Source organism: Nocardia sp. NPDC050630, from assembly GCF_044457245.1.
Lineage (GTDB): Bacteria > Actinomycetota > Actinomycetes > Mycobacteriales > Mycobacteriaceae > Nocardia.
In genome coordinates this window covers 1-26609 of record NZ_JBITGN010000041.1, presented here as the reverse complement: position 1 = coordinate 26609, position 26609 = coordinate 1, and the positions used below count along the sequence as shown (strand labels likewise).

The following is a 26609-nucleotide window of genomic DNA, read 5'->3' as shown; positions in this document are numbered from 1 at the left end:
GGAACAGATCTTCGCCCGGGCCGGGTTCCCCCGCCCCCCCGCGCCCCTAAACCCCACCCAAAACCCCCCCCCGCTCGCCCACCCGCCCAACCCCCCCCCCCCCCCGGGGGGGGCCCCCCCCCCCCCCCCCCGCCGATCTGTTTCTGTCGAAGCCGAACCCAACCGCGCACCCGCCGGTCTCGCTGTCGGCGGGTGGTTTCATGGGTCCTGTTGACTGCACCGATTCCGTGTTATTGACGAAGGAGTTGGTGTGGTGGAGGGAGAGTGGCCTTCGTAGATCGCTGATGACCGGTTCGGTGCAGCTACCCCGAATCGGCGCCGTGGTAGCTGGTCCGGAAGCATCCCCGCCGTATCTGGTGGTCGACCATTCCCGAACGCCGGTGCCGGCCGCGGTTCAGTTCGTGCAAGATCTGGCGTTGGGCGATGCGAGCCCGCTGACCTGCCGAAGTTATGCCTACGATCTGCTCGCGGATCTTCTCAGGCGGAATCCGAGGATGATTCACCCTCGAGAAACGAGGACACCGCTGCATGGTGGCTGCTGAGGGTCTCCAGGTTGGATTCGATCCGCTGCAAGGTTGTTTGCATGGCTGCGACAATGTTGGGGCACAGTTCGAGCTGTGGGCGCGAGCCGCTGGCACAGGGCAGCAGTTGCGCGACGGTTTGCGAGTTGAACCCGGCTTCGAGCAGTGCCCGGATGTGGCGGACTCGCACCAGACACGCTTCGCTGTAGTCGCGGTAGCCATTGCCGGTCCGTTCGGACGCGAGCAGGCCTTGCTCCTCGTAATAGCGCAATGCGCGCGTCGTCGTGCCCGAGCGGCGGGCGAGTTCACCGATCCGCATGCCGCGCCCTGCGTGGTCCGGAGTTCGTCTTGACCTTCACGCCAACGTCAACGCTTAACTTCGCGGCATGATTTCCGATGCGCAGCGTCAGCAGTTGTTGGACCAGGTAGATGTCGTCGACAGCGGTACCGGTCCGGTGGTCGCCCTCGCCCACGGTGCCGGTGGTGGTGTCCGCGAGAACTTCGCACCACTCATCGACACCATCGCGGATCGGCGTTTCGTCGGACCCTACTATCCCGGCGCCGGCAAAACACCGCAGGCGATCGCGCCGCTGTCGATCGACGAACTCGCCGACACCGTGGTCGCGACCGCCTTGGAGGCTGGTGCCGAACGATTTCCGATCGTCGGGCTTTCGCTGGGTTCTGCTGTCGCCGTGACCGCGGCCACCCGGCACCCCGAGCACGTCAGCGCGCTGGTACTCACCGTCGGGCTGGTGTATCCGGACGCGCAGGCACGTGCGCTGGTCCGGGTGTGGCGGCATCTGGCCGAACGCGGCGATTTCGACATCCTGGCCGAGTTGCTCTTCTACGCCAACTCACCTGGAACGCTCACAAGTGTGTCCGAGGACGAGCACGCGGCGGCGGTACGGCAGATCCGCGCCGGCTACCCCGTCGGCGGCGCCGATCATGCAGAGCTGGTGAGCCGCACCGATATTCGGCCGCTGCTTTCCGCCGTCGACGTGCCCACCCTCGTCGTCGTGAGCGGCGAGGACCGGGTCGTGCTGCCGGATACCGTTCGCCAGTTGGCTTCCGGCATCGCCGGTGCCGAGCTGATCGAATACCCGTCGGCCGGGCATATTTTCACGCCTGCGGAAGCTGGGCCGTGGGTTGCGGAGGTGTCCGCCTTCCTGGACCGCCTGCCGGGATGACGCAAATGGCCGCACCGCAAACGACCACGGCCGGTGCACTGTACGGACGATTGGCGGTGCTGGGCCTGGCACTGTTCGTGTACCTGACCGCCGAGCTGTTCCCGATCGGCGCATTGAACGATCTCGCCATGGGATTGCACGTGGCCCCCGCCACGGCTGGGCTCCTGCTCACCGCGTACGCGATCGCGGCCGGGGCGGCGACGCTGCCCGCGGTGTGGGCTTGTCGGCGGCTGGACCGGCGCCGCGCCCTCACCGTATCCCTTGTGCTGCTGGCCCTCTCACAGGTGACATTTGGTCTGGCTCCGAATTTCACGGTCGCGGCGCTGGCACGCGGCGTGGCGGCGATAGCACACGGCCTGGTGTGGTCGTAGATCCCCGTGGTAGCGGCACGGTACGCACCGGACGGAATGCGCGGCCGGGCGACGGCGGTGGTCTTCGCGGGCTCTTCGCTGGGCCTGATCGCTGGTGCGCCGATCGTTACCGGCCTGGCACACGAATTGGGTTGGCGCGCAGCCGCACTCGCGCTCGCTGGTGCGGCCGGCGCCACCGCGTTCCTGCTGCGAGCCGCGTTACCCGAAACACCTCCACCACCGCACAAGGTACGCACCCGCGCAACATTCAGTCTCGGACCGGTTCTCGTAGTCTGTCTCGTAACGACCGCACTGGTCGTCGGCCACTACGTGAGCTACACCTACCTCACACTGCTGATCGCGCCGGCTGGGTTGAGCGGATCGCTGTTGGTAGTCGTTCTGGCCGGGTACGGCATTGCGGGCTTGTTCGGTCTCGCTCTCGTCGGACGCGCGCTCGACTCCCATCCGCGTCGCACTGCTCTCACCGTGCCCGTGACACTGACATGCGCGATCACCGCGCTCGGCATTGCGCACCTCAGCTGGATCGTCTTCATCCTCGTCATGCTGTGGGGTGCCGCCGCGGCGGCCTTGCCGGTAAGTCTGCAACACGCCGTCCTACGCACAGCTCCGGCCGCCCCGGACATCCCGTCCGGCGCCTACGTCGTGTCCTATCAACTCGGCATAACCGGTGGCTCCGCACTCGGAGCCGCCCTGCTGAGCCACACCCCGGCCGCATCCCTGCCCTTGTGGTCTGGCATTGCGCTGGCCGCTGGAACCATCCTTATCATCACTGCACCAGCTGTTTTCGAACCTCGACAGCCCTCCCGTACGGATCGCGCGCCCAGCCGGGGCGGCACACAAGCCAGCAGAAACCGCTGCTGAACAACATGATCTGTGGCATTTCAGACCGGGTGCTCGGCATGTACGCGCGGCCCGGTCGCGGGTCGTTGGTTCGGCCTGACGCCTTAACCTCGCATACGGACACGCTCCCGGAACAGATGCACCATCTTGTAGTAAAGCGCCAGGTCGAAGACAACGAAGCATTCAATGTCCTGGAATCGGCATCATGGGATGCTCGGCTGCCGTCGCCATGACCAGCCGGCGTGACAGATCTGGAACATGTTTCCCAAAGGCATCAGCCGTTGTCGGTAGTCCCACGATTGGCGACGCGGCAGTCGACGGTGAGTCCACTTGTATGGTGCAGAGAAATCGACAGCACCGCTAACTCGAGGAGCCCGCGCCATGGAGCTGCGCCAATTGCGCTATTTCGTCACCGTGGCCGAGGAACTGCACTTCGGGCGCGCTGCTGAGCGGCTGCATATCGCGCAGCCGGCGGTGAGTCAGCAGGTGCGGCGGCTCGAGCGGGAGTTGAAGGTGCAACTGTTGGATCGGTCGCCGCGACGGGTGCGATTGACGGAGGCCGGGCAGCGGTTTCTGCCCGCGGCGCGCGGAGTATTGATCGCGGCGGATCAGGCGCGGGCGTCGGTGGCCGATCTGGCCGGCGCGCGGGCGGAGGTGTTCCGGCTCGGCACGGTTACCGGACTCGGTACCCGGCTGGACGCCATCCTGGATGCCTTTGCCGAGCGTCTGCCGCAGGTGCGGATCGAGTTGGTCACGCTGCCGGTGCGCGAGCGGTTGGCTCAGGTCGCAGACGGACGGCTGGACGCGGCGTTCGTGCGTGCACCCGCCGCCGAGGACTCCCCCGGCCTCGCGTATCTGCGCGCATGGGATGACCCGCTCGTCGCGGCACTTCCCGCCCGGCATCCGCTGGCCGCGCACGAGACGGTGCATTTGACCGATCTCGCCTCGGTGCCATTGCGGATGACCGAGCGACGCAATCATCCGGCATTGGTGGATCTGGTGCTGATGTCTTGTCGGCGTGCGGGTTTCGAGCCGGTCCCGGCACCGACCGCCGCCACGCTGCAGGACAATTTGGCCGCGATCGGCACCGCCACCGCCATGTGGACGGTGATCTACGCCGCCAATGCCGACCAGGTGCACAATCCGCGAGTCGCGTTCCGTCCGTTCGCCGACGGCGGCCTGAGCCTGCCGATTGCCGTCGCCCTGCGGGCGGGGACCGATTCGCCGAGCTCGGAGTTATTGCGCGACTTGCTTGCGAAGGAAGCCGCACGATAAGCATTCGTTATCGCTGCGTGAACGAACTGGGCCTTGGTCGACGATCTTGGTTCGGGTGAACTGATAACAGGCCGCCGAACAAGCCGGAAGCATCCGGATGCGGTCTGTCCCAACATTTTTCAGTCAGGAGATCAGTCATGCCCATCGTCACCGTCCAGCAGGGCCCGCGCACCGTCGAACTGAAGCGGGATCTGGTCCGCCGAATCACCGACGCCTTCGTCGACGCGTACCAGATTCCGGCCGAGACCGTCCAGGTGTGGATTCACGAGACGCCCGCCGACAGTTGGGGCGCGGCCGGACAGCTGACCGCCGATAAGAAATAGCCGACCGCAGGATGCCGAAGCCCGACCGATACCGTCGCGGTCATGCCGATCAAGCATGACCTGCCACGCTGGCTACCGGTCGGGCCGGTGGTTCTGGTGCTGCTATCCGCCGGTGCAGGCGCGACCGACGCCCTGGTTTTCACCGAACTCGGCAAGGTATTCGCCAGCATCCTGACCGGAAATCTGGTGCTGCTCGGTGCGGCCGCCGGGTTGTCCGGGATCGAGCTGACACCGCCGTTGACGGTCCTCGTTGCCTACCTCGTCGGTGTTGCGGGGGCCGCGCGCTGGTGTCGCGCAATGCCGCCGGCGAGACGGCGCACCGCACGTATCCGGCACTGCCTCGCGGGTGAGGCGGCATTGGTGGTCGTCGTCGCCGTTGTCGCTGTGTTCGCCGATGCGGTCGGTGCCATTCGCATCATCCTGCTGGCTGTAGCAGCCCTGGCCATGGGCGTCCAGTCCGCGGCAGTCCTGGTTATTGATCGCGGATCACCGACCACCTATATGACGAGCACGTTCACCGGTCTGGTCAGCGACCTTGCCGCGAATCGTCGTGTCGACCCGCTCGCCGTCGCCAGAATCGCCGCGGTTGTCACCGGTGCCGCCGCAGCTGTCGCACTCTATTCCAGAAGTGCCCATTGGGGTTTCGTCGTCCCCGCCGCCCTGATCGCATCGGCGGCGAGTCTTGCGTACGCCGCTCGTGACACCGCGCTACCGGCCGGATCGACATCGGACGAATAGTGACGCTGTCACGCCGATCGCGGAATTCCCGAGGGCAGACCGAATCACTCGGTCGGATTCGGCTCGGGTGAATCCGGACCGGGTGCTGTTGCGGGAACTAGATTCGCAGATCAAGGATTCGGCTCCGGGTGTAGCGGAGCCGGGAGGAATCCTCGGCGGACATTCGCCTAGGGAACGGCGACGGTTTCGTCGCAGCTGTCGGGTGGGTCGACCAAGCCGCATTCGGCGGGTGGGCGGGTTGGGTGATAGGTAGTGGGGACGCCGCCGGATCGGATGATGGCCCGGTAGGCGTCGACTGCGTCGGTGGGGGTGCGGGCCAGGGCGGGGTCGGTGCGGACATCGACGGTGTAGAGGCCGAAACGTGGTGTGTAGCTGCCCCATTCGTAATTGTCGGTCAGGCTCCAGTAGTTGTAGCCGACGACATTCATGCCGTCGGCCTTGGCGCGCTGCAGCCAGTAGACGGTGTCGCGGAGGTGGTCGGCGCGGGTGTAGCCGTCGGCGCGTGGCTTGCCGTCCTCGGTGGGCATGCCGTTCTCCACGACATACAGTGGGCGATCGGGAAAAAACTGTGCGTAATGACGCAATGCGTAGTAGATGCCCTCGGTGTGAATAGGGAGTTCCCAGATCGCCGGACCTTCGTTCGAACCGCCCTGTACCGCTTTGTTCGTTTCCGGCAGTGGCGCGAAATAGTAGTCGACGCCGATGAAATCGAGCTTGTCGGCAATCCGGTCCACGATCGGCTGGTTCACCTCGGTCTCGGCTCCCGCGACATAGCCGAGGTTGCTGGTGACCTGCGCGTCGGGTCGGTTCTGATGGATGGTGTCGTAGATTGCGTTGTGCGCCTCGGCGATTCGGTCCAAGACGGCGGGCGCCTCGTCGGGTGTGATCGCGCCGATGCGCAGTTCGGTGCCGATGTAGGCGGCGGGCTCGTTGAAGGTGACCCACAGCGGGTCGCGAGAGGCATAGCGGTTCACCACCTTTCGCATGTTGGCCAGCCAAGCCTCGACCATGCCCTGGTTGCGCCAGCCGCCCCGATCGGCAGCCCATCCGGGGTATACCCAGTGATCCAGGGTGAGCATCGGCCGCATTCCGGCCGCGAGAATGCGCGCTATTACGTTGTCGTAGAAGCCGAATGCCGCCTCGTCCCAGGTATCGGGTTGCGGCTGGACCCGCGCCCATTCGATGCCGATCCGATACACCCGGACCCCGAGACTTGCGGCGAGGTTGATATCGGAGATGTAGCGCTTGTAGAAATCGACCGAGTTCTCGTAGTCGTCCCCGGCGTTGCCGGACTCGATGTAGCGGGTCCAATTGCTGTCCGGCGCATGGCCTTCGGATTGGAAGCCCGATGACGCGACGCCCCAGAGGAACTCCCGGCCGAATGGTGCGATGGTGGCGTGCGCGGTCGGCATGGTGATGCCGGGCAGCAGTAGCGCGGTCGCGATGAACGCGAGTCCGACCAGGGTGCGGCGGCGCATCGGTGTTCGCATCGAGCTCCTGTCCCCATCTGGCACTGTTGGTCGTGCGTCACCTGGCGGGCTTTGCCCGGATCGGTGATCTCCCAGCGTAACTGTTAGATTGCTGAGAACCGCATAGTCGGTCGGTGTGTCGGATATGGAGTCCGAAGACCTGGAAGTTCATGTCGATTGCTGTCTATTTGCGCCCTCAGCTCACCCGCCCCCCGATGCGCCGGGTGAGCTCGTCAGCGGTCGACCGCACCTGGGCAGCGAGACCGGACCAATCGGCCACGCAGGGGATCTGTTCGCAATGGTGCCGCAGCGTCACGCTGATCGCCGCGATCGGCCGATGGTCGTGATCGAATGTTGGATAGGCGACCGAGGCGAATCCGGCGGTGACATGTCCGTCCTCGCTCGCCCAGCCGCGCCGCCGCTCGGCGGCCAGAATGGTGCGCAGCGCGGCGAGGCTGGTCGGGCCGCGGTCCGTGCGACGCACGAAGGCCGCGGCCGATGGGAACAGTGCGCGCACATGGGCGGCGGGCAGATGCGCCAGGATCGCCCGACCCGATGCGGTCAACTGCGCGGGCAATCGGACGCCGACATCGGTCACCAGAGTTTCGGGCCGCGCCGGGCGTTCCTTGATCAGATACAGCAGTTCATTGCCGTGCAGAACTCCGAGGTGCGCGTTGTGTCCGACCCGTCCGGCCAGCTCGCGCAGCAACGGTCCGGCCACCCGCTCCAGCGGATCGTGGCGCAGATAGGCCGAACCCAATTCGAAGGCGGCGATACCGAGGCCGTAGCGGCGTTCGGCGGGCAGCCGGGTGACGAAGCGAGCCTGCTCCAACTCGGCGAGCAGGTGATAGGTGGTGGAGCGGGGGATGTCCAGCTCACGCGCGACGGTGGACGCGGAGACCGGTCCGGCCCGGGTCGCCATCAACTGCAGCACGGCCAGGCCGCGCCGCAGTGCCGGAATGTCGCTGCTCGTTCCCATGGCGCCTCCTCGGATTGTCTCGGATACCAGACGGAACCTGGCTCAGCCTCATTCTCCATCCGCCCGCGCGGCGGTGGAATGGGGCTATGCCGGATACCACGCAGTTACCGCCCGTGGAGCTGGACGGGCCGCTGAGCGTCGAACGCATCGTCGCCGTTGCCCGCGCCGGTGCCGAGGTGCGATTCAGCGAAGCCGCCGAGAAGCGGCTGACCCATGCGCGCCAGCACGTCGACGCGCTGGCCGCGGGCACGGTCCCGACCTACGGCGTCTCCACCGGCTTCGGCGCCCTGGCTACCCGACACATTCCGCCGGAGAGTCGGGCCGCGCTGCAGCGGTCGCTGATCCGCTCGCATGCCGCGGGCGCGGGTGCGGCGGTCGAGACCGAAGTGGTGCGCGCCATGATGCTGCTGCGCTTGCGCACCTTGGCCACCGGACATACCGGGGTGCGACCGGAGACGGCTCGCACCTTGGCCGCGTTGATCAATGCGGGCATTACACCAGTGGTGCACGAGTTCGGCTCGCTCGGCTGTTCCGGCGATCTCGCGCCATTGGCCGCCGTCGCTTTGGCGCTGATGGGGGAAGGTGAGGTCCGCGACACCTCCGGCACGGTTATCGCGGCCGCAGAAGCGTTGCACGCCAAGGGAATCACCCCGGTAGTTCTCGGCGAGAAGGAAGGGCTCGCGCTCACCAACGGCACCGATGGCATGCTCGGCATGCTGGCGCTCGCGATCAGTGATCTGCGCCAACTGTTCGACGTCGCCGATATCACCGCCGCCATGAGTGTGGAGGCGCTGCTCGGCACCGATCGGGTCTTCGCCGATGACCTGCAGACGTTGCGTCCACATCCGGGCCAAGCACTGTCAGCGCGGCGGATGGCCGCTGCGCTAGCGGGCTCGGAAATCGTTGCCAGCCACCGAGGTCCGGAGTGCAACCGGGTGCAGGACGCGTACTCGTTGCGCTGCGCACCGCAGGTGCACGGCGCCGCCCGCGATACCCTCGCGCACGCGGAATTGGTGGCCGAGCGAGAAATGGCCTCGGCCATCGACAATCCCGTCGTGCTCGCCGATGGCAGGCTGGAATCCAATGGCAATTTCCACGGTGCTCCGGTGGCGTATGTCCTGGACTTCCTGGCCATTCCGGTCGCCGATGTCGCGAGCATGGCCGAGCGGCGCACCGATCGGATGCTGGATGTCGCACGTTCGCACGGCCTTCCGGCCTTTCTGGCGGCCGATCCCGGTGTCGATTCCGGTCATATGATCGCCCAGTACACCCAGGCGGGAATCGTCAGCGAGCTCAAACGCCTCGCGATGCCCGCCTCGGTGGATTCGATTCCGAGCAGTGCGATGCAGGAAGACCATGTGTCGATGGGCTGGTCGGCAGCGCGCAAATTGCGCAGGGCCGTCGACGGCCTGGCCACCGTACTGGCCATCGAATACCTCACGGCCGCACGGGCATTGGATTTGCGTGCGCCATTGCGTCCTGGCCCGGCCACGGCGGCGGCACTCGCCTTGCTCCGCATCGAGGTCGAGGGCCCGGGACCGGACCGACACCTCGCCCCGGAAATCGCCACCGCGACGGAACTGGTCCGTTCCGGCGAACTGCTGGCCGCGGTCACACCCCACCTCGATACCTCAGGAAAGTGAGCTCCCTTGCCAACTCCCGAAGCATTCCGGTTTCCGCATGGCGGATCGGGCTCAACCTCGTGCGTGGTCCCCAGTAGCTATGCAACAGCCACCTGCGGAGCGGACCGGAATCTCGTTGATATGGAGGCAATCCGATGACACGGACAGTGCGCGCGGCGCGTGGCACGCAACTGACGGCCAAGAACTGGCAGACCGAGGGTGCCCTCCGGATGCTGCAGAACAATCTCGATCCCGACGTGGCCGAGCGCCCGCAGGATCTGGTGGTCTACGGCGGCACCGGTAAGGCGGCGCGGAACTGGGCCAGCTTCGATGCGATCACCCGCACCATCACCACGCTCGAGGCCGATGAGACCCTGCTGGTCCAGTCGGGAAAGCCCGTGGGCGTTTTCCGGACGCACGAATGGGCGCCGCGGGTACTGATCGCCAATTCGAATCTGGTGGGGGACTGGGCGACCTGGCCGGAGTTCCGCAGACTGGAATCGCTCGGTCTCACCATGTACGGGCAGATGACCGCGGGCTCGTGGATCTACATCGGCACCCAGGGCATTCTGCAGGGCACCTACGAGACCTTCGCCGCGGTCGCGGATAAGCGTTTCGGTGGCACACTCGCCGGAACCCTCACACTCACGGCGGGATTGGGTGGCATGGGCGGCGCGCAGCCGCTGGCGGTCACCATGAACGGCGGGGTTGCGCTGGTCGTCGAATGCGATCCGGCACGTGCCGAGCGGCGGGTACACGACCGCTATCTCGACGAGATCGCCACCGATTTCGATGATGCGGTGCGCCGAGTCTCGAAGGCACGAAAGGAGCGAAAGGCACTGTCGGTCGGTCTGATCGGAAATGCGTCCGAGGTGCTGCCGAAGCTGCTGGCGGCGGGTGTCGAGATCGATATCGTCACCGACCAGACCTCTGCGCACGATCCCCTCGCGTATCTGCCGCGCGGTGTCGCAGTCGAGGACTGGGCCGATTACGCGGCGAAGAAGCCCGACGAATTCACCGACCGGTCCCGCGAATCCATGGCCGAACACGTCGACGCGATGCTCGGGTTCCTCGACCGCGGTGCCGAGGTCTTCGACTATGGCAATTCGCTGCGCGGGGAGGCGAAACTCGGTGGCTGCGAGCGGGCGTTCGACTTCCCGGGTTTCGTGCCCGCCTATATCCGGCCGCTGTTCTGCGAGGGCAAGGGGCCGTTCCGCTGGGCCGCGCTGTCCGGTGATCCGGCGGATATCGCCGCGACCGACCGCGCCATGCTGGAACTGTTCCCGGAGAACGAATCCCTGCGCCGCTGGATCACCATGGCGGGGGAACGCGTTGCCTTCCAAGGACTTCCGGCCCGCATCTGCTGGCTCGGCTACGGTGAGCGGCACTTGGCCGGACTCCGCTTCAACGAAATGGTCGCCAACGGCGAGTTGCAGGCCCCGGTGGTGATCGGCCGCGACCACCTCGACTCCGGCAGTGTCGCCTCGCCCTATCGCGAAACCGAGTCCATGGCCGATGGTTCCGATGCCATTGCCGACTGGCCGCTGCTCAATGCGCTGGTCAACACCGCTTCGGGCGCGAGCTGGGTTTCGATTCACCACGGCGGTGGGGTTGGCATGGGCCGGTCCATTCACGCCGGTCAGGTCTGTGTCGCGGATGGAACCGCGTTGGCCGGGCAGAAGATCGAGCGCGTGCTCACCAATGACCCCGGTATGGGCGTCATTCGGCATGTGGATGCCGGATACGAGCGGGCCAGTGCGGTCGCCGACGAGCGCGGCGTGCGAATCCCCATGCAGGAGAACAAGTGACAGCGAACGGACTGCTCGCCGACATCGCGGATGTGGGCCGGGATGTACGGCGTGGCGGTTATTCCCGGCACGCCTTCGACCGTGCCGAACTGGAATTGCGGGATTGGTTCATCGAGCAGGCGGCCCGGCGCGGTCTGGATGTCACGACCGACCGCAACGGCAACATCTGGGCGTGGTGGGGAACTCCGGGTTCGGGTGCCGTGGTCACGGGGAGTCATCTGGACTCGGTGCCCGGTGGGGGCGCATTCGACGGCCCGCTCGGAGTGACGAGCGCGCTCGCTGCCGTGGATATCTTGCGCGCCAGGGGTTTCACACCGGCGAAGCCCCTCGCGCTATTGGTGTTCGCGGAGGAGGAGGGTGGGCGTTTCGGAGTGCCGTGTCTGGGGTCCAGACTGCTGACCGGTGCCATCGACGCCGACCGGGCTCGCGGACTGCGCGATGCCGCCGGGATCACCTTCGCCGAGGCCGCGGCCAAAGCGGGGCAGGACCCGGATCGGTTCGGCGCGGATCCCGAAGCGCTCGCCGGTATCGGCTGCTTCGTCGAATTGCATGTCGAACAGGGACGCGGGCTGATCGACCTGGACAGCCCGATCGCCACCGGCAGCAGCATCATCGCGCACGGACGCTACCGGTTCTGCTTCACCGGCCAGGGCAACCATGCGGGTGCGACCCGCATGCCCGACCGTCACGATCCGATGCTGCCCGCGGCCGCCGTGATCGCGGCCGCTCGCCGGGTTGCCGCGGCCACCGACGATGCCAGGGCGACCGTCGGCAAGCTGATACCAACGCCGGGCGGCACGAATGTCATTGCGTCGACCGTGGATCTGTGGCTGGACGCGCGCGTCGCCGGAGACGGACGCACCGCCGCACTGGTCGAGAATATCGCGGGATTCGCACGCGAGGCCGCGGCCGCCGAGGGCTGCGAGGTCACCGTTACCGAGGAATCCTATTCGGACGATGTTGTTTTCGATGAGCCACTGCGCGGCCGAATGGACGCAGTGCTCGGCGGTGTGCCCGCCCTGCCGACCGGCGCGGGGCACGATGCGGGCATCCTGGCGGCCCATGTGCCGTCCGGCATGCTCTATGTGCGCAACCCAACTGGCATCAGCCATGCGCCGCAGGAGTATTCGGAACCCGCGGACGTGGATTTCGGTGCGGAGAGCCTGGCTCGCGTGCTCGAGGACTTGGCGAAATGAGCGCGCAGCGCTGCGTGCGGTGCGGAGTTCTGCTCAGCGATGGATCACGCCGAAGCGCTGATTCGAGTCGACGCCGACCGACGGTAGGTCCGCTCCGATGAGCGCCTATTGGGCCGAATACGCTTGGCTGCCCGACGGACTGGCCGAACGGGTGACGATCGATATCGCCGGATCGACGATCCGCGCGATCACCCGGGGGACCGAGCCGAACGGAAATATATTACGCGGCTTGACCATTCCCGGGTTGGCGAATGCGCACTCACATGCTTTCCATCGCGCCTTGCGCGGGCGCACCCACCATGGCCGGGGCTCGTTCTGGACGTGGCGAGAACGAATGTACGCGGTCGCCGATCGGCTGGCACCCGACTCCTACTACCGGCTCGCACGCGGGGTCTACGCGGAGATGGTCCTGGCCGGATACACCAGCGTCGGCGAATTCCACTACCTGCATCACGCGCCCGGCGGGGCGGCCTATGCCGATCCGAATGCGATGAGTATGGCCCTGGCCGCGGCAGCGCAGGACGCCGGGATTCGACTCACCCTGCTCGATACCTGTTATCTCAGTCGCGGATTCGGTCGAGAGCCCGACGAACATCAGCGGCGCTTCAGTGACGGTGATGCGGCGGCCTGGGCCGAGCGCGCCGCCGCGTTCAAGCCGGAGTCGGAGTGGGTGCGCACCGGTGTGGCCGCACATTCGGTGCGCGCGGTACCACCGCAGGCACTGGCGGTGGTCGCCGAACAGGCCGACGGTCGCCCTGTGCACATCCACCTCTCGGAACAACCAGCCGAGAATCGTGATTGCCTTGCCGCACACGGGCTTACACCGACGGCGTTATTGGCCGAAAACGGGTTGCTCGGGCCGGATACGGTAGCCGTGCATGCCACACATATGAGCACCGCCGATATCCGGATGCTGGCCGCCGCGCGGTCGCGAGCGTGCTTCTGCCCGACCACCGAACGCGATCTCGGCGACGGCATCGGTCCGGCCCGCCAACTTCTCGATGCCGGAGTTCGGCTGTGCCTGGGCACCGACAGTCACGCGATCGTGGACGGTTTCGAAGAGTGGCGGGCACTGGAGTTGAACGAACGACTCGCATCCCACACCCGCGGCCGATTCGAAATAGCGGAGTTGTTCAGTGCGGCAACCGATCACGCATCGATCGGCTGGCCGGAAGTGGGTCGCATCGAAGCGGGTGCGGCTGCCGATCTGGTCACCGTAGATCTCGACTCGATCCGGACCGCTGGCACCGAACCCGCGGCCGCATTGTTCGCCGCCTCGGCCGCCGATATCCGCGAGGTGATGATCGCCGGGCGGCAGGTGGTCTCCGATGGTCGCCATTTACTGGTGGAGGACCCCGAAACGATTCTACGAGAAGAGATTCGGGCTTTATGCCCGCCGTGACAGCTGGCGACGACGAAACGAGCAGAATCTCACCGACAGAAAGGGCACCGTGTCGACCCTCATCACTGGAATCGGCGAGCTGACGACCAACGCGTCTGACGGGCCGCTGCACGATGCCGCGGTGGTGCTCGATGGTGAACGCTTCGCCTGGATCGGCGCGGCGGACTCCGCACCCGCCGCCGATGATCGTGTCGACATCGGCGGCCGCGCCGCGCTGCCGGGCTGGGTCGACAGCCACACCCATCTGGTCTTCGCCGGTGATCGCACCGCCGAATTCGAGGCCAGGATGGCCGGTCAGCCTTACCGTGCCGGTGGTATCGCGACAACGGTCGCCGCCACCAGAGGCGCCTCGGACGAACAGCTTTCGACCAACCTGCACCGCCACGTCACCGAGGCCTACCGCCAGGGCACGACCTGCCTGGAGACCAAAACCGGATACGGCCTCAGCGTGCCCGACGAGACGCGCTCGGCCCGCATCGCCGCCGCCATCGCCGACGAGGTGACCTTTCTCGGCGCCCACTTGGTCCCGCCCGGTGCCGACGCCGAAAGCTACGTGGACTTGGTCTGCGGCGATATGCTCGACGCGGTCGCACCACATGTGCGCTGGGCCGATGTCTTCTGCGAGACAGGCGCTTTCGACGAGGCTCAGTCCGATCGCGTCCTGCGCGCGGCCGCCGCACGCGGACTCGGTTTACGTGTGCACGGCAACCAATTGGGCACCGGCCCCGGTGTGCAACTGGCGGTCCGGCACGGCGCGGCAAGCGTCGATCACTGCACCTACCTCACCGAAGCCGATATCGAGGCCCTCGCCGCCTCGGACACCGTCGCCACCGTCCTGCCCGCCTGCGATTTGTCCACCCGACAGCCACTCGCTCCCGCCCGTGCGCTACTCGACGCCGGTGCGACCGTCGCCCTGGCAACCAATGCCAATCCGGGCAGCTCCTACACCACGTCGATGGCCTACTGCGTGGCAACGGCCGTACTCCAAATGGGGCTCTCGATTGCCGAAGCAGTGTACGCGGCCACCGCCGCGGGCGCGAAAGCATTGCGCCGCAATGATGTCGGGGTCATCGAGGTCGGTGCACGCGCCGATCTCCAGGTGCTCGACGCCCCCTCGGTCACCCATCTGGCGTACCGTCCAGGGGTCCCGCTGACGCGGGCGGTCTGGCGCTTGGGACATCGCATTGCGGCGGCCGAATGGCCGAGTGCGGTCTAGCAGAAACTGTGGGGAAATACAGGTAGACGGTGCGTTTGGATAGGTCCGCAGCGGCGGCGATGTCATTGACCGAGGGTCGGCCAAAACTATACTGAGTTGCACTTATCGCACAGGAGTGCATTTAGTAACGGGAGGAACTAAATGACAATCGGGGAGCTTCGAGCTGCGCTGGAGCAGGTGTTATGAGCCGTCGGGCGGCCGAGGCGCCGGGCTGTGATACTCACGACATGGTGCTCGTTCACCGCGTCTTCGGTCGCGAATTTCGTTTGCTGGCAGACATTGTCGAGGCCACCTCGCCCTTGGATGCCGAACAGGTGACACGAGTGAGTGCGCATGCGCGCGAGATGCTCGCCGCGCTGCATCACCATCACTGCGATGAGGACGAGCTAGTATGGCCGAAACTGCTTTCGGCGGAACTGGATTCGACACTGGTTGATCTCATGCGGACCCAGCACGAAGAAATCGATGCCCACATGCGGCGTGCCGATTCCGAACTCTCCGAATGGGAACATCAGGGCGATGTGGAAACGGCGGATCTGCTCGTCGAGGGCCTACGCCGACTGCATGGGTTGCTCACCGAACATCTTCGCCTGGAAGAAGATTCGGTACTGCCGGTCGTGGCCGAAACCTTGACCCGATCGGAGTGGGCCGAGCTCGGCAAGCGGGGTATGGCTGCTCTGCCGAGGGCGCGAGCTCTGGTTTTCCTCGGTCATATCGCCGAGGAGGCCGATGAGCGTGAGTGGTCGGAATTCACGAGACAGCTTCCGGTGCACGTGCGGCTGCTGTATCGAGTGTTCGGCCGCCGTAGCCACGCCAGGGAGACCGCACTGCTGCGCCGCGATCTGCGCTCGGTCGGCAAGGTTGTCAAATAGTCGAATTCAGCGCGCCGGGAAGCGGATGATCCGATCATCACCGGCACGGACGTCACCGCGGCCGTCCGTGTTGGAGGTGGTCAGCCACAGTGCGCCGTCCGAGGCTACCGCCACCGTGCGCAGGCGGCCCAGGTCGGACAGCCGGGACTGCGGTGTGCCCAGCGTGCCCTCGTGCAGCGGAACCGTCCACAATCGTTCCCCGCGCAGCGCCGCCACATACAGGGTGTCGCCGGAGATGGCGATGCCGGACGGCGATGACTCCGCAGGTTTCCACATGACTTGGGGATCAGTGAATCCCCGGTCCGTGCCGCCCATACCTTCCACGATCGGCCAGCCATAGTTGCGGCCCGGCTCGATCAGATTGATCTCGTCGAAGTTGTCCTGCCCGAACTCCGCCGCGAAGAGTCTGCTGGAACGATCCCAGGCCAGACCTTGCACATTGCGATGTCCCAGACTGTAAACCGGCGAACCAGGCGTCGGATTGCCCGGTGCCGCGGCACCATCGGGTGTCAGTCGAAGGATTTTGCCATTAGGGTTCGCCGGATCCTGAGATCTAGTGCCCTGCCCCGCATCTCCGGTTCCGACATACAACATCCCATCGGGTCCGAATGCGATGCGTCCGCCATTGTGGACCCCGGCCTTGGCGATACCATCGAAGACGACCTCCGGTTGTCCGTCGAGCCGGAACCGCACGATCCGATTGTCATCGGCAGCGGTGAAATACGCGTAGATATATCCTGTTTCGGCATAATCCGCCGCCACGGCAAGGCCGAGCAGACCACCCTCGCCGCGCGCCACAACTCCCGGCACCTCGTACACCTGCTCGGGCGCACGTCCAGGCACCACCCGCAGAATCCGGCTGGTATCCCGTTCCGCGACCAGCACACCACCATCGGGCAGGAAGGCCAGTCCCCACGGCACATCGATATCGCGCGCGATCTCCTGCCCCGCAGCCAGATCCGGCACTCCCGACGGTGTGCTGGGCGCGGTGCTCATGACGACGCTCGCTTCCGAGTCGGAATCGCCGCCGCATCCGCTAACCGCGCAGACCATCAGCACGGCGACCACGATCCCGATGAATCTCCGCATGCCTATTCTCCGATTGATCATTCGGCGGTGTCGACGGTTCGGCAAGCGTTAGTCGCTGCCCGCCACCAGTACGGCGACAAGGGCGATCGCACCGGGCAGCGCCTGGACGAACAGGATCCGACGGTTCGCTGTCGCCGCACCGTAGATTCCGGCGACGACAACGCATGCGGTGAAGAAGATCATCGCGGCGAATCCGACCGGGTCCGAGGCGATGATGCCCCAGATCAGACCGGCCGCCAGGAAGCCGTTGTAGAGGCCCTGGTTGGCAGCCAAGACCTTGGTCTGCTCGGCGAATTCGGCGGTGCTGCCGAAGGACGCGCGCACCCGCGGCGTGGTCCAGAGGAACATCTCCATGACCAGGATGTAGATGTGCAGCAACGCCACCAGGCCGACCAGCACTTCGGCTACTACGCGCATTCGAGTCTTCCTTTCACGCGGATACGGCTCGTTGTCGGTCCACAGGATGGACGATCGGCGTCGAGTGGGTCGGAAGGCGCGCCCGGTGAATCTCGCACATCAGTTCTTGCGCAGAGTGCCGGTGACATCGCCGAGCACACCGCTGAAGCCGCCGCTGAAGCTGTAGGTGAGCGAACCGTCCGGCTGCAGTATCACCTTCGATGTCGACCCTTCGTCCATGCACCCGCTCGCACCGCCGCTGAGCCGGGCAACGAAGGTGAGCTGGGTATCGGTCGCATTCGTCAGCCGTTCGGTGCGTTCACAACGGCTGTGCGATGCCTGGCCGGTATTGGCCGAGGTGGCGACTTCCTCGCCGATTTTCCCGTCCTGAATGGTCAACTCGATATCGAAGACAGCGAGGGCATCCCTTGCGGTGCCGGTCCACTTGCCGACGAACGCTTCGGGTATCACGGAGTCCGTTGCCGCCGCCGAGGTGCTCGTCGCGGAGGTCTGTGTCGTCGAGGCAGTCGTGCGAGCGACGGAGGTAGCCACCGCTGAAGTGCTCACCGTCGCGGCGGAATCGGAGGATTTGTCGGTCAGCTGCGTCCCGATCAGAAACGCGCCGCCCGCGACGATGAGACAGACCACCACGGCCGCGACGATCAATGCGGTCCGGCGCGACCGAGTCTTCGGCGCAGGCTGCGCGTGGTAGTAGGCAGGTTGTGGCCCAGACCGATCCTGCGCCGGCGAATACGGCGCATACATATGACTCGAATTAGCTTGCGGCCGGTGTGGTCCGGATTGCCATGCCGTATTTCCGGACTGCCAAGCCACCGTATCGGCCGCGGTCCGCGACAGCGTATGGGGCGCTGCGTGCGGTCCCGAATTCGATGACGAAATCGTCGGCGCCGACCGCGACGGATCCGGGCCGACCGCCTCGACCGGGCCGGATTCCAGATCGAGCAGCGCCACCGCGCGCCGACTCACCTCTTCGAGCACCGGCGCGGGCAGCCAGCCGCCACGCTCCGGAACCCCGAGTTCGGTCAGCTGATCGAGTAGCTGCTGCGGTGTCGGTCGCGCCGCCACATCCTTGTGCAGACAGGAAGCGATGAGCGGCCGCAGCCGGTCCGGCACCGCCGCCAGCCGCGGCTCCTCGTACACCACCCGATACAGCATCTGCACCGTCTCACCGGAGCCGAACGGACCCTGCCCGGTCGCCGCGTAGACGAGCACGCCGCCGAGTGCGAAAACATCACCCTCGGGTCCCATGGTCGGTCCGAGCACCTGCTCGGGACACATGAATCCCGGTGAGCCGATGACATTTCCGGTGGTCGTCAGCGCACTGTCCTCGGCGGCGCGTGCGATGCCGAAGTCGATCACCTTCGGGCCGTCCACTGCCAACAGCACATTGGAGGGTTTCAGATCGCGATGCACGATCCCCGCGCCGTGCACCGCGATCAATGCCTCGGCCAGACCGTGCGCGAGCACCAGCAGCGTGTTCTCGTCGAATGTGCCGAACTGCTCGACCGCATCGGTCAACGAGAATCCGGCCACATAGCCGGTCGCCAGCCACGGCGGCGTGGAATCCACATCCGCATCGAGCACCGGTGCGGTGAACTTCCCGCCGACTCGCCGCGCCGCGGTGACCTCGCGGCGGAACCGCTCCCGGAACTCGTCGCCGATCAGATCCGGCCGGATCACCTTCACCGCGACGGTGCGCCCACCCGCGCTGCGCCCGAGGTACACCCGGCCCATACCGCCCGCACCGAGCAGGCCGAGTAGCCGGTAGTCCCCGATCCGCGTGGGATCGTCTGTGCCGAGCGGTCGCATCGCGAACTGGGGTCCTCTCACCTGACGTCGAACACGCAAAGGCTACCCATCGACGCACTAGGTTGCCCTAGCCGGTGGCGGCCGGAACCGGCGTGGGATCCGCACGGCGCAGCTGCCGCGCCAACAAGTATGCGGCGATGGCGGCCGGAACATTCATCAGCACCCCGTAGACCGCGGGCGGCACCGCCATCTGCGAATTGTGCAGCACGCTGGAGGCAACCGCGATGGCCAATGCGCCATTGTGGATGCCGATCTCCATCGCCGAGGCGATCGCCTGATCGGTCTGCACCCGGAACAAGCGCGGCACGGTGTACCCGATGACGAAGCTCAACGTCGACAGCAGCAGACTGAGCGTGGCGAGTTTGCCGATGTTCTCGGTCAGCGTGTCGAACTCGCGCCCCACCGCCGCCACCACGACGAGCAGCAGCACCACCGCCGAGACGATCTTGACGTTCTTGCGCATCCGATCCGCCCAGTCGGTGAACCGGCGATGCACCCACATCCCCACCGCGACCGGCACCAGCACGATCGCGAACACCTGGGCGAACTTATCCGGCCGCAGCCCGATCGCCGCGTCGTCGTCCATGAACAGTGTGAACGACAGCGTGACCACCAGCGGCAGGGTGAAGACGGCGAGAATCGAATTGATCGCCGTCAGCGTGATATTCAGCGCCACATTGCCACCGGCGATATGGCTGAACAGATTCGCCGACGGCCCGCCCGGCGAGGCGACGAGCAACATCACCCCGACGGCCAGCGCACCCTCGAGCCGGAACAGATAGACCAGACCCAGGCAGATCGCGGGCAGCACGATCATCTGGCACACCAGCGCGACCACCGCCGCCTTGGGATACCGCAGCACTCTGGCGAAATCGTCGACGGTCAAGGTCAACCCGAGACCGAACATCACCAGCGCCAGGGCCAGCGGTAGGAACACGGCGAAAATCGTTGAACCCATTCAGATCTCCTCATCAGGACTCGGACGGATATCGACGTTATCGACTCACCGTCCGAGCGGCGACCCCACCCGTGGGAGCCCGGCCGCGGCGATCGCCGGATTCGACGATGCGATGATGGTGTGCGGAGCGCGATCGAGACACCCGTCCGACCTGAAGGGGCATTCCCTCGATGCAGACCCATCGGCTAGTACTGCTCACCCTCGGTGTCGGACTCGTTGGTCTGAGCGCGTGCAGCTCAGGCGATAACGGCAGCCGGATAACCGATGGCGGACCGACCACTACGGTGGCGACCACGTCGCCTGCGGCGAAATGCGGCGTCGATCTGACCGCGCCGGTGATTGGTGCGGCGATCGCGACGCTGCCGGTAGATCCGATCACCAAGGTGCCGTGGTCCACCGATCCGGCCGGATTCGAGGGCACCTTCGATCCGTGCGTCACACTATCGGCCGTGATCATTACGGTCGAGGGCGCGACCGGCAGTTCACCGAATCAAGTGCTGCTGTTCCACAAGGGCGAATTCGTCGGCACCGGCACGCGGGAAAGTCTCGGGTTCACCTCGCTGGATCCGGTACACACGGCCGATGACACCGTCGGTGTGATCTACAAGACGCCCGGCAGTTGCAATGCCTGCCCGGACGGCACGGTGACATCGGTCCAATTCCATTGGGATGGAAAGCAAGTCCAGACGATCGGGACGCCACCGAAATAACGTCATCGCATTATGCGATCCAGGACGGCGCGCAGCGCGGCGGGCGGATCACTCGGCAGGCTGGGCATGCGCCAGGCAATGATCTGATCGGGGCGTACGAGCAGCGCGCCGGTAGGGGAGAGACCGACGGTCTCGGGCCAATCCTGGTCGAGCTCATGGATTTCCAGCGGTAGATCGGCATGCCATGCGGTGCCTGCCGGGCCGACCAGCAGGGCCCAGGACGTGTCGATGAGGTCGAGTGTGGAGCGACCGTCGGGAAGCCGGCGATGCGGCAGCCGAGTGCCGGGTTGGCCGGTGAGATCGAGCTGCGCCATGGTGTGCGTGCTGCCGTCGTCGATGAGCGCGCCCGCATGGTAGCGGTGGCCGAGGATCAGGGCGATCGGGTCGGCGAGTGGTGTGGCGTCGGTGGATTCGCGATTCATGGTGCGCAGGTCGGCGGTTCGGATGCTCGACTGGTCGGCGATGTACCATCCCACCGGATGGCGTTCGGTGTGGTAGGTGTCCAGCAATGCCGGATCGGCCTCGTCGCGGAGTACGGCCGCCAACTTCCAGGCCAGATTGTGCACGTCCTCGATGCCGGTATTCGCGCCAGCGGCGGCGAAGGGCGGCATGACGTGTGCGGCGTCACCGGCCAGCAAGACGCGGCCCGCACGATATCGCTCGGCCACGAACATCCCTGGCTCCCAGGGCAGTACGCTGAGCAGCTCGATCGGAGTGTCGGGAACGCCGATGGCCGTCCGCAATACGTTCGGCCATTCATCGACGGGACGGTCGACCCCAACGGTGGTGGTGAATATCCAGCGGCGTGACCCGTCGATCGAGGCGAAAGCTCCTGGCGCATCCGCATTCTCGATCTGGCAAAGGTTGAATTCGCGGCCGCGCACCAACTCGGCGAGATCGGCGCGGAAGTACACGTTGACGGCTCGGCCGAGCGTGCCACGTCCATCGCGCGCGATGCCGAGCCGCTCGCGGATCGGACTCGACGCACCGTCGGCGGCGATCAGGTAGTCCGCTCGCAAGCGCTCGACCGTGCCGTCGGCGGCGCGGATTGTGGCGGTGATGCCATCGGTCGCGTCGACGAAGTCGGTGAGCTCGACGCCGAACCGTATATCGCAGCCGCGGGCCACGGCGATGCGCCGCAGCACCGGCTCCAGCAGATCCTGGGCACACAGGCAGGCGGTGGCCGGGGTGATGGTCGACCAGTCCGGCACCCCACCGGGCAGCGTGAAAGGAATTCGTTCGGCTTGCGCGAGCGTCGGACCGGCCGCGAAGTGCTGGTACCCGGTGAGGTCGCGGGCCGCCTCGAGAACCTGCTCGGCTATGCCGAGCTGACCGAACAGTTCCATGGTTCGGATATTGATGCGCCTGGCCTTGGGTTGCGGTGAGGTGGTGGCCCGGCGTTCGACCAGCACGGTTGCCACGCCATGCCGACGCAGGAACAGCGCGGCCGACAGCCCGACCAATCCGCCACCGACGATCAGAACACGAGGTGCGTGTACGTTGTACATCATGTGTACGTTGTACACGAATGGTTGAATGCCCCGCAAGGAGGTGGCAATGAGTGCGGATTCGTCGCCGCCCGGACCGTTGATCTGGTCGCTGCCGGAACCACCCGGCCGACCGACCACGACGCTGAGCCGGGCGAGCATCCTGCGTGCGGCATTGACCGTGGCCGATGCCGAGGGTGCGCGGGCGCTGACCATGCGGCGGATCGCGACGGCGGTCGGGGCGTCCACGCCGATGTCGCTGTATCGCTATGTCGGCAGCAAGGACGGTCTGGTCGACCTGATGATCGATGCCGTATATGGCGAGATTCCGCTGCCCGCAGCGCCTTCGGGGCATTGGCGCACCGCACTCGAAGAGCTTTCGCTGGCCAGCTGGTCGGTGATCCAGCGCCACCTCTGGTTCGGTGAACTCGTGCATACCAGACCCCCGATCGGGCCGAATGCGCTGCGCTACTTCGACTTCCGCTTCGCCCTGTTGGAGCCCCTCGATATCGCCGCCGACGATATGACGCTGATCACCGCCGCCGTGGACGGCCATCTCATCGGCGCCGCACTGCAACTCGCCGAGGAGAACCGCATGCGGGCGCGCTCGGGACTGCACACCGACGACGAGTTGGCCGCCGCCGCGCGACCGATGCTGGCGCCGATCCTCGCCGACGGCCGCTATCCGGCCTTCGCACGCTGGATCGCCGCACGTACCACCACCGGTGCTGCAGACCCCGTCGAGTGGACTTTGACCAGCCTGCTCGACGGCATCACGGGTCGTCTCGGACTACCGAAATAGCTCAGTTCGAGCCATCGAGCGCGACGTAGCGCACGAAGATGTTGTCGGAGTCGTCGAAGGTTCTGGTTTCCACCCGCCGCAGGGGCGGGTGGTTGCCCGTGAAGATCGGGGTGCCCCCGCCGAGCGTGGCCGCGCCGATCACCACGTGCAATTCATCCACCAGGCCGTGGATCAGCAGGTCGTGCCACAGGATTCGGCTGGCGAAGACGACGATATCGCCACCCTGCTGTTGCTTCAGCTCGGCGATCGCCGCATAGGCAACGGACCGAGGGACTATGCGGGTGTTCCTCGCCCAGGCGTGGTCCGCGGGCGGAAGTTCCGCGTGGTCGGAGACGACGACCTTGTCGATGGCGTTGTAGCGCTTGGCGAATTCGCGATTCGTGGACGAGAACGTCGGATCGTGCTCGACATTCGGCCAGAAGCCACTGAACATCCGGTAGGACGTGCCGCCGAGCAGGACGGTATCGGCATTGCGGATGTGCTCGAGGTTGGTGCGGTCGAACGATTCGTCCATCGGCAGGGCCATGACATTACCGCCCTGGCCTTCGAAGTAGCCGTCCAGCGACATGATGTTGACGACGATGAGCTTGCGCATTTCGATCCTTTCGAGTCAGCACGCCGCGGTGGCGTGTACCCAGGGGTCGGAGCGCGGGTCGGCGATTCGACCCGAATCGGTCACGGTTCGATAACGCCGCATGGTGGGCTCAGCGAGTCTGCGACCGAATCCGACGAACCGCACCGACCGTAGCTAGCGCGATATTCGCCAATGGGTTGCTATCGTCGTCGTCGCGCGTCGATCGGACGATCTTGTTTGCATGCTGCCTACCAATCGAGAGGGGATCACGAGTTGTCGGGGCATGGAGTGACACCTGCGCTTATGCGTTGGGTTCGACTGGCGACCGTTGTCGCCGCCGTGGTGGCACTTGCCTCGAGTGGCGGCGGCTCCGCGACCGCCGAGCAAAGCATCGACAGCACCCTCGGTGAGCGGTGGACCACTATGCACGACGGCCCGCAGGAGTATCCGGACGTCCATATCGACTGGGATGTCCCGATTCGCATGAGCGACGGCGTCGTACTCAAGGCGAATGTGTATCGACCCGTCGATGCGGCGAACACAGTGGTCGACAAGCCGTTGCCGACGATTGTGAACCTCACGCCCTACACCAAACTGATGAGCAATCTGATCGATTCGGCCTTCGCCACGCCCGGACTGCGGCCGTTCACCATGGACATGGTCCGGCGTCTCAATCTGTCCGGCACGCCGATCAGCGGATTCGGTGAGCTGATGCACGCGCTCGACGGCGGCATGATCCAAACCGTGCTGGGCATCGACCGCAATCTCATCCGCAGCGGCTACACGTTGGTGGTCGCGGACGTCCGCGGCACCGGTTTCTCCCAGGGCACCTGGAACACCCTCGGCAAGCGTGAACAATTGGACACCCTCGAGGTGATCGATTGGGCGGCCAAGCAGCCGTGGTCCAACGGTACGGTCGGTATGAGCGGTGGCTCCTATGCGGGCATCAATCAACTGCGTGCGGCCGAAAACGCTCCTGCCGCACTGAAAGCCATCTTCCCGGTGGAGGCGGGCAGCGATCTGATGCGTGATGTCGTCGCACCGGGTGGCGGTATCGGCACGACCTTCTTGCCCCTGTGGTTGAGCAATGTGAACCAGTCGAAGCTGATTCCCGACGTGCCCTCGATGCTCAACGGCACTTTCGACTGGAAATGGCTCCAGTCCAGATTGGCCGATCCGGCAACCAATTCCGATCTACTGGCGCAGGCGCTGCTCACCCCGTCGCTGGACCGGGTGCCGACCGCGCTGGCCGCCGCACTCGACGACAACAGTGAGTTCCGGCAGGGGATTCTCGGGCATCCCGAGCGAATCACGGTGCCCACCTTCATGTATGGCGGCTGGCATGACATCTTCGCCAATAGCGCGTCCAAACTGTACAACGTCATCCCACTGCCGCAGGCGAAGAAGCAGTTGCTGATCGGCGATACCTACCACGCGAATCCGGGTGCCGGTACCGGTGTGCCCGGCGCTCCGCCGCGGTTGGATGTGCTGCAGCGGGTGTGGTTCGACAAGTGGCTCAAAGGCATCGACAACGGCATCGGCGACTTCGGGCCGATTACGCTGTGGGAGCAGGGTGCGGGCTGGAAGACCTTGGGACAGTTTCCGGAACCCAGTGTCACACATCGTCGCGTCTACCTGTCCTCGGCGTCGAGCGATACCGCCGAGCATGCGGTGCACGACGGGTCACTGTCCTCGACGAAGCCGAAGGACCGCACCGCCCTGCAAGTGGCGCCCGGGATGAGCATGGCATGCTCACGCGATACCGCGCAGGGCTCCGCCGGTTTAGCCGCGCCATTCGATATCTGCGCCAAGGATTCTCGCGTCGCCGAGGGCAATGGGCTGACCTTCACGAGTGCGCAGATGAGTGAGCCGACGGTGCTCTCCGGACCGATCAATGTGCACCTCAACGTGGTGCACGATGCGACGGACGGCTACTGGGACGTCACCGTCAACGATGTCTCGCCCGACGGTACGTCGACCGTATTGACCACCGGCCAGCTCACCGCGTCACTGCGTGCGGTGGACGAGGCGCGCAGTATGCGCTCGGCGAGTGGCGATTACACCGCGCCGTACAACCCGATCACCCTGGAGAGCATGCTGCCCGTCGTGCCGGGAGAACCCGTGACACTGGATATCGCGGTCATCCCGACCCAAGCACTCTTGCTGCCCGGCCACCGGCTGCGGGTGGATGTGTTCGCCGGAAACATGCCGAAGGCTTTGGCTTTTCGGCCGATGCTCAACGCCACTGAGCTCAAGCCCCAATACTTGCAGCTCGATCCGGATGCGCCGAGCTTCGTCAATCTGCCCACGAACCGGCCCATCGCCTGAAATGTGGCGAAAAGCTTGACGTAGGCGGGCAGCGCAAGTTATTCTATAAATGGGAAGCAATTCGGCGTGGTTCTGACGTGGCTCAAAAACATTGATTCCTTTTCTGTTTCCGCACTCGACATTCAGCGAGTGTGAGTGTAATTTTGGACGTTGCGCTGGTTGCCTCCTGTCCACCTCACGAACCAATCGTTGTAAACATCATCCGCTGTGGTGATGTTTCCTTTGTGGTGCGCGAGTTTCGTTCGGGTGCGCGGCCGGGGCGAAATTCATCAGTAGACAAGCGATGTTCGCGCATTGCGTGAGGGGAAGGACGCACCTTGTCAGAATCGAGCCGGACGGTTGGTGCACCGAAGCGGATTTCCTTCGCCAGGATCCGGGAGCCGCTGGAGGTTCCCGGCCTGCTCGACGTGCAGACCGATTCGTTTGCCTGGCTGATCGGCGGCCCGGAATGGGAGGCCCGCGCCGCCGAACTCGGCGTGGGCGATTCGACGGGCGGACTGCAGGAGGTCCTCGAGGAGATTTCGCCGATCGAGGACTTCTCCGGGTCGATGTCTCTTTCTTTCTCCGATCCTCGTTTCGAGGAGGTCAAGGCCTCCATCGACGAGTGCAAAGACAA

Annotated in this window: 24 protein-coding genes and 1 pseudogene; 15 read left to right on the top strand and 10 right to left on the bottom strand. The window is 65.5% G+C overall.

The window, feature by feature from the left end; translation table 11 throughout:
• Window positions 1-477 precede the first annotated feature (477 nt).
• Entirely contained in the window at window positions 478-840 is a 363-nt protein-coding gene (locus tag ACIBG0_RS41155) for a MerR family transcriptional regulator (RefSeq protein WP_397040868.1), read from the bottom strand.
• 67 nt (window positions 841-907) lie between these two features.
• On the opposite strand from ACIBG0_RS41155, the gene ACIBG0_RS41150 reads away from it, so the two are divergent.
• The 5 genes and pseudogenes from ACIBG0_RS41150 to ACIBG0_RS41130 all read left to right on the top strand — a co-directional run bounded on the left by ACIBG0_RS41150 (window position 908) and on the right by ACIBG0_RS41130 (window position 5255).
• A complete protein-coding gene (locus ACIBG0_RS41150) occupies window positions 908-1708 on the top strand; it encodes an alpha/beta fold hydrolase (RefSeq protein ID WP_397040866.1) in 801 nt (266 codons plus the stop codon).
• Window positions 1705-2940 (top strand): annotated as a pseudogene (locus ACIBG0_RS41145) (MFS transporter). The gene ACIBG0_RS41150 and the pseudogene ACIBG0_RS41145 overlap by 4 nt, the downstream one beginning before the upstream one ends.
• A 360-nt stretch (window positions 2941-3300) precedes the next feature.
• Window positions 3301-4194: a LysR substrate-binding domain-containing protein gene (locus ACIBG0_RS41140; RefSeq protein WP_397040864.1), complete on the top strand. Its 894-nt coding sequence runs from the start codon at window positions 3301-3303 to the stop codon at window positions 4192-4194.
• A gap of 137 nt (window positions 4195-4331) precedes the next feature.
• On the top strand, window positions 4332-4517 hold the full coding sequence (gene dmpI, locus ACIBG0_RS41135) for a 4-oxalocrotonate tautomerase DmpI (protein ID WP_040689632.1): 186 nt from the start codon (window positions 4332-4334) through the stop codon (window positions 4515-4517).
• A gap of 42 nt (window positions 4518-4559) precedes the next feature.
• Window positions 4560-5255 carry a DUF1275 family protein gene (locus ACIBG0_RS41130; protein WP_397040862.1) on the top strand — a complete coding sequence of 232 codons (696 nt, stop codon included), beginning with the start codon at window positions 4560-4562 and terminating at the stop codon, window positions 5253-5255.
• A 167-nt stretch (window positions 5256-5422) separates the two neighbouring features.
• Here ACIBG0_RS41130 and ACIBG0_RS41125 read toward each other — a convergent pair whose 3' ends face one another.
• Both ACIBG0_RS41125 and ACIBG0_RS41120 read right to left on the bottom strand, forming a co-directional pair.
• Window positions 5423-6745: a family 1 glycosylhydrolase gene (locus tag ACIBG0_RS41125; RefSeq protein WP_397040860.1), complete on the bottom strand. Its 1323-nt coding sequence runs from the start codon at window positions 6743-6745 to the stop codon at window positions 5423-5425.
• A 175-nt stretch (window positions 6746-6920) separates the two neighbouring features.
• Entirely contained in the window at window positions 6921-7703 is a 783-nt protein-coding gene (locus ACIBG0_RS41120) for an IclR family transcriptional regulator (RefSeq protein WP_397040859.1), read from the bottom strand.
• Window positions 7704-7789: 86 nt separating this feature from the next.
• Here ACIBG0_RS41120 and hutH point away from each other — a divergent pair, with 86 nt between their 5' ends.
• The 5 genes from hutH to hutI all read left to right on the top strand — a co-directional run bounded on the left by hutH (window position 7790) and on the right by hutI (window position 14947).
• Window positions 7790-9346, top strand: coding sequence for a histidine ammonia-lyase (gene hutH / locus ACIBG0_RS41115; protein ID WP_397040857.1), 1557 nt, complete (start codon window positions 7790-7792; stop codon window positions 9344-9346).
• 134 nt (window positions 9347-9480) lie between these two features.
• Window positions 9481-11133 carry a urocanate hydratase gene (hutU, locus tag ACIBG0_RS41110; RefSeq protein WP_397040855.1) on the top strand — a complete coding sequence of 551 codons (1653 nt, stop codon included), beginning with the start codon at window positions 9481-9483 and terminating at the stop codon, window positions 11131-11133.
• Complete coding sequence (locus tag ACIBG0_RS41105; RefSeq protein ID WP_397040853.1) at window positions 11130-12329, top strand: allantoate amidohydrolase; 1200 nt, start codon at window positions 11130-11132, stop codon at window positions 12327-12329. Before hutU ends, ACIBG0_RS41105 begins: the two co-directional genes overlap by 4 nt.
• Window positions 12330-12426: 97 nt before the next feature.
• Window positions 12427-13731, top strand: coding sequence for a formimidoylglutamate deiminase (locus tag ACIBG0_RS41100; protein WP_397040851.1), 1305 nt, complete (start codon window positions 12427-12429; stop codon window positions 13729-13731).
• Between the two features lie 49 nt (window positions 13732-13780).
• The gene (gene hutI / locus ACIBG0_RS41095) at window positions 13781-14947 is read left to right on the top strand and encodes an imidazolonepropionase (protein ID WP_397040849.1); all 1167 of its coding nucleotides are present in this window, start codon (window positions 13781-13783) and stop codon (window positions 14945-14947) included.
• On the opposite strand, the gene ACIBG0_RS41090 is transcribed toward hutI, so the two are convergent.
• Window positions 14850-15068: a TetR family transcriptional regulator gene (locus ACIBG0_RS41090; RefSeq protein WP_397040847.1), complete on the bottom strand. Its 219-nt coding sequence runs from the start codon at window positions 15066-15068 to the stop codon at window positions 14850-14852. The genes hutI and ACIBG0_RS41090 overlap by 98 nt on opposite strands.
• Before the next feature lie 106 nt (window positions 15069-15174).
• Here ACIBG0_RS41090 and ACIBG0_RS41085 point away from each other — a divergent pair, with 106 nt between their 5' ends.
• Entirely contained in the window at window positions 15175-15819 is a 645-nt protein-coding gene (locus ACIBG0_RS41085; RefSeq protein WP_397040845.1) for a hemerythrin domain-containing protein, read from the top strand.
• 6 nt (window positions 15820-15825) lie between these two features.
• On the opposite strand, the gene ACIBG0_RS41080 is transcribed toward ACIBG0_RS41085, so the two are convergent.
• The 4 genes from ACIBG0_RS41080 to ACIBG0_RS41065 form a co-directional block, all read right to left on the bottom strand.
• Window positions 15826-16914 carry a PQQ-dependent sugar dehydrogenase gene (locus ACIBG0_RS41080; protein WP_397040870.1) on the bottom strand — a complete coding sequence of 363 codons (1089 nt, stop codon included), beginning with the start codon at window positions 16912-16914 and terminating at the stop codon, window positions 15826-15828.
• 42 nt (window positions 16915-16956) lie between these two features.
• A complete protein-coding gene (locus ACIBG0_RS41075) occupies window positions 16957-17325 on the bottom strand; it encodes a DUF1304 domain-containing protein (RefSeq protein ID WP_397040843.1) in 369 nt (122 codons plus the stop codon).
• Between the two features lie 99 nt (window positions 17326-17424).
• Entirely contained in the window at window positions 17425-19134 is a 1710-nt protein-coding gene (locus ACIBG0_RS41070) for a serine/threonine-protein kinase (protein WP_397040841.1), read from the bottom strand.
• A gap of 67 nt (window positions 19135-19201) precedes the next feature.
• Complete coding sequence (locus ACIBG0_RS41065; RefSeq protein ID WP_397040839.1) at window positions 19202-20092, bottom strand: bile acid:sodium symporter family protein; 891 nt, start codon at window positions 20090-20092, stop codon at window positions 19202-19204.
• A 170-nt stretch (window positions 20093-20262) separates the two neighbouring features.
• On the opposite strand from ACIBG0_RS41065, the gene ACIBG0_RS41060 reads away from it, so the two are divergent.
• The gene (locus ACIBG0_RS41060) at window positions 20263-20802 is read left to right on the top strand and encodes an LppP/LprE family lipoprotein (protein ID WP_397040837.1); all 540 of its coding nucleotides are present in this window, start codon (window positions 20263-20265) and stop codon (window positions 20800-20802) included.
• Window positions 20803-20804: 2 nt separating this feature from the next.
• On the opposite strand, the gene ACIBG0_RS41055 is transcribed toward ACIBG0_RS41060, so the two are convergent.
• Entirely contained in the window at window positions 20805-22313 is a 1509-nt protein-coding gene (locus ACIBG0_RS41055) for an FAD-dependent monooxygenase (protein WP_397040835.1), read from the bottom strand.
• A 46-nt stretch (window positions 22314-22359) separates the two neighbouring features.
• Here ACIBG0_RS41055 and ACIBG0_RS41050 point away from each other — a divergent pair, with 46 nt between their 5' ends.
• A complete protein-coding gene (locus ACIBG0_RS41050; RefSeq protein WP_397040833.1) occupies window positions 22360-23091 on the top strand; it encodes a TetR/AcrR family transcriptional regulator in 732 nt (243 codons plus the stop codon).
• Between the two features lies 1 nt (window position 23092).
• Here ACIBG0_RS41050 and ACIBG0_RS41045 read toward each other — a convergent pair whose 3' ends face one another.
• Window positions 23093-23686: a dihydrofolate reductase family protein gene (locus ACIBG0_RS41045; RefSeq protein WP_397040832.1), complete on the bottom strand. Its 594-nt coding sequence runs from the start codon at window positions 23684-23686 to the stop codon at window positions 23093-23095.
• Between the two features lie 282 nt (window positions 23687-23968).
• On the opposite strand from ACIBG0_RS41045, the gene ACIBG0_RS41040 reads away from it, so the two are divergent.
• Together ACIBG0_RS41040 and ACIBG0_RS41035 are read left to right on the top strand one after the other, a co-directional pair.
• Entirely contained in the window at window positions 23969-25993 is a 2025-nt protein-coding gene (locus tag ACIBG0_RS41040; protein WP_397040830.1) for a CocE/NonD family hydrolase, read from the top strand.
• A gap of 317 nt (window positions 25994-26310) precedes the next feature.
• Window positions 26311-26609 (top strand): hypothetical protein (locus tag ACIBG0_RS41035; protein ID WP_397040829.1); only part of this gene is annotated, 299 nt, incomplete at its 3' end.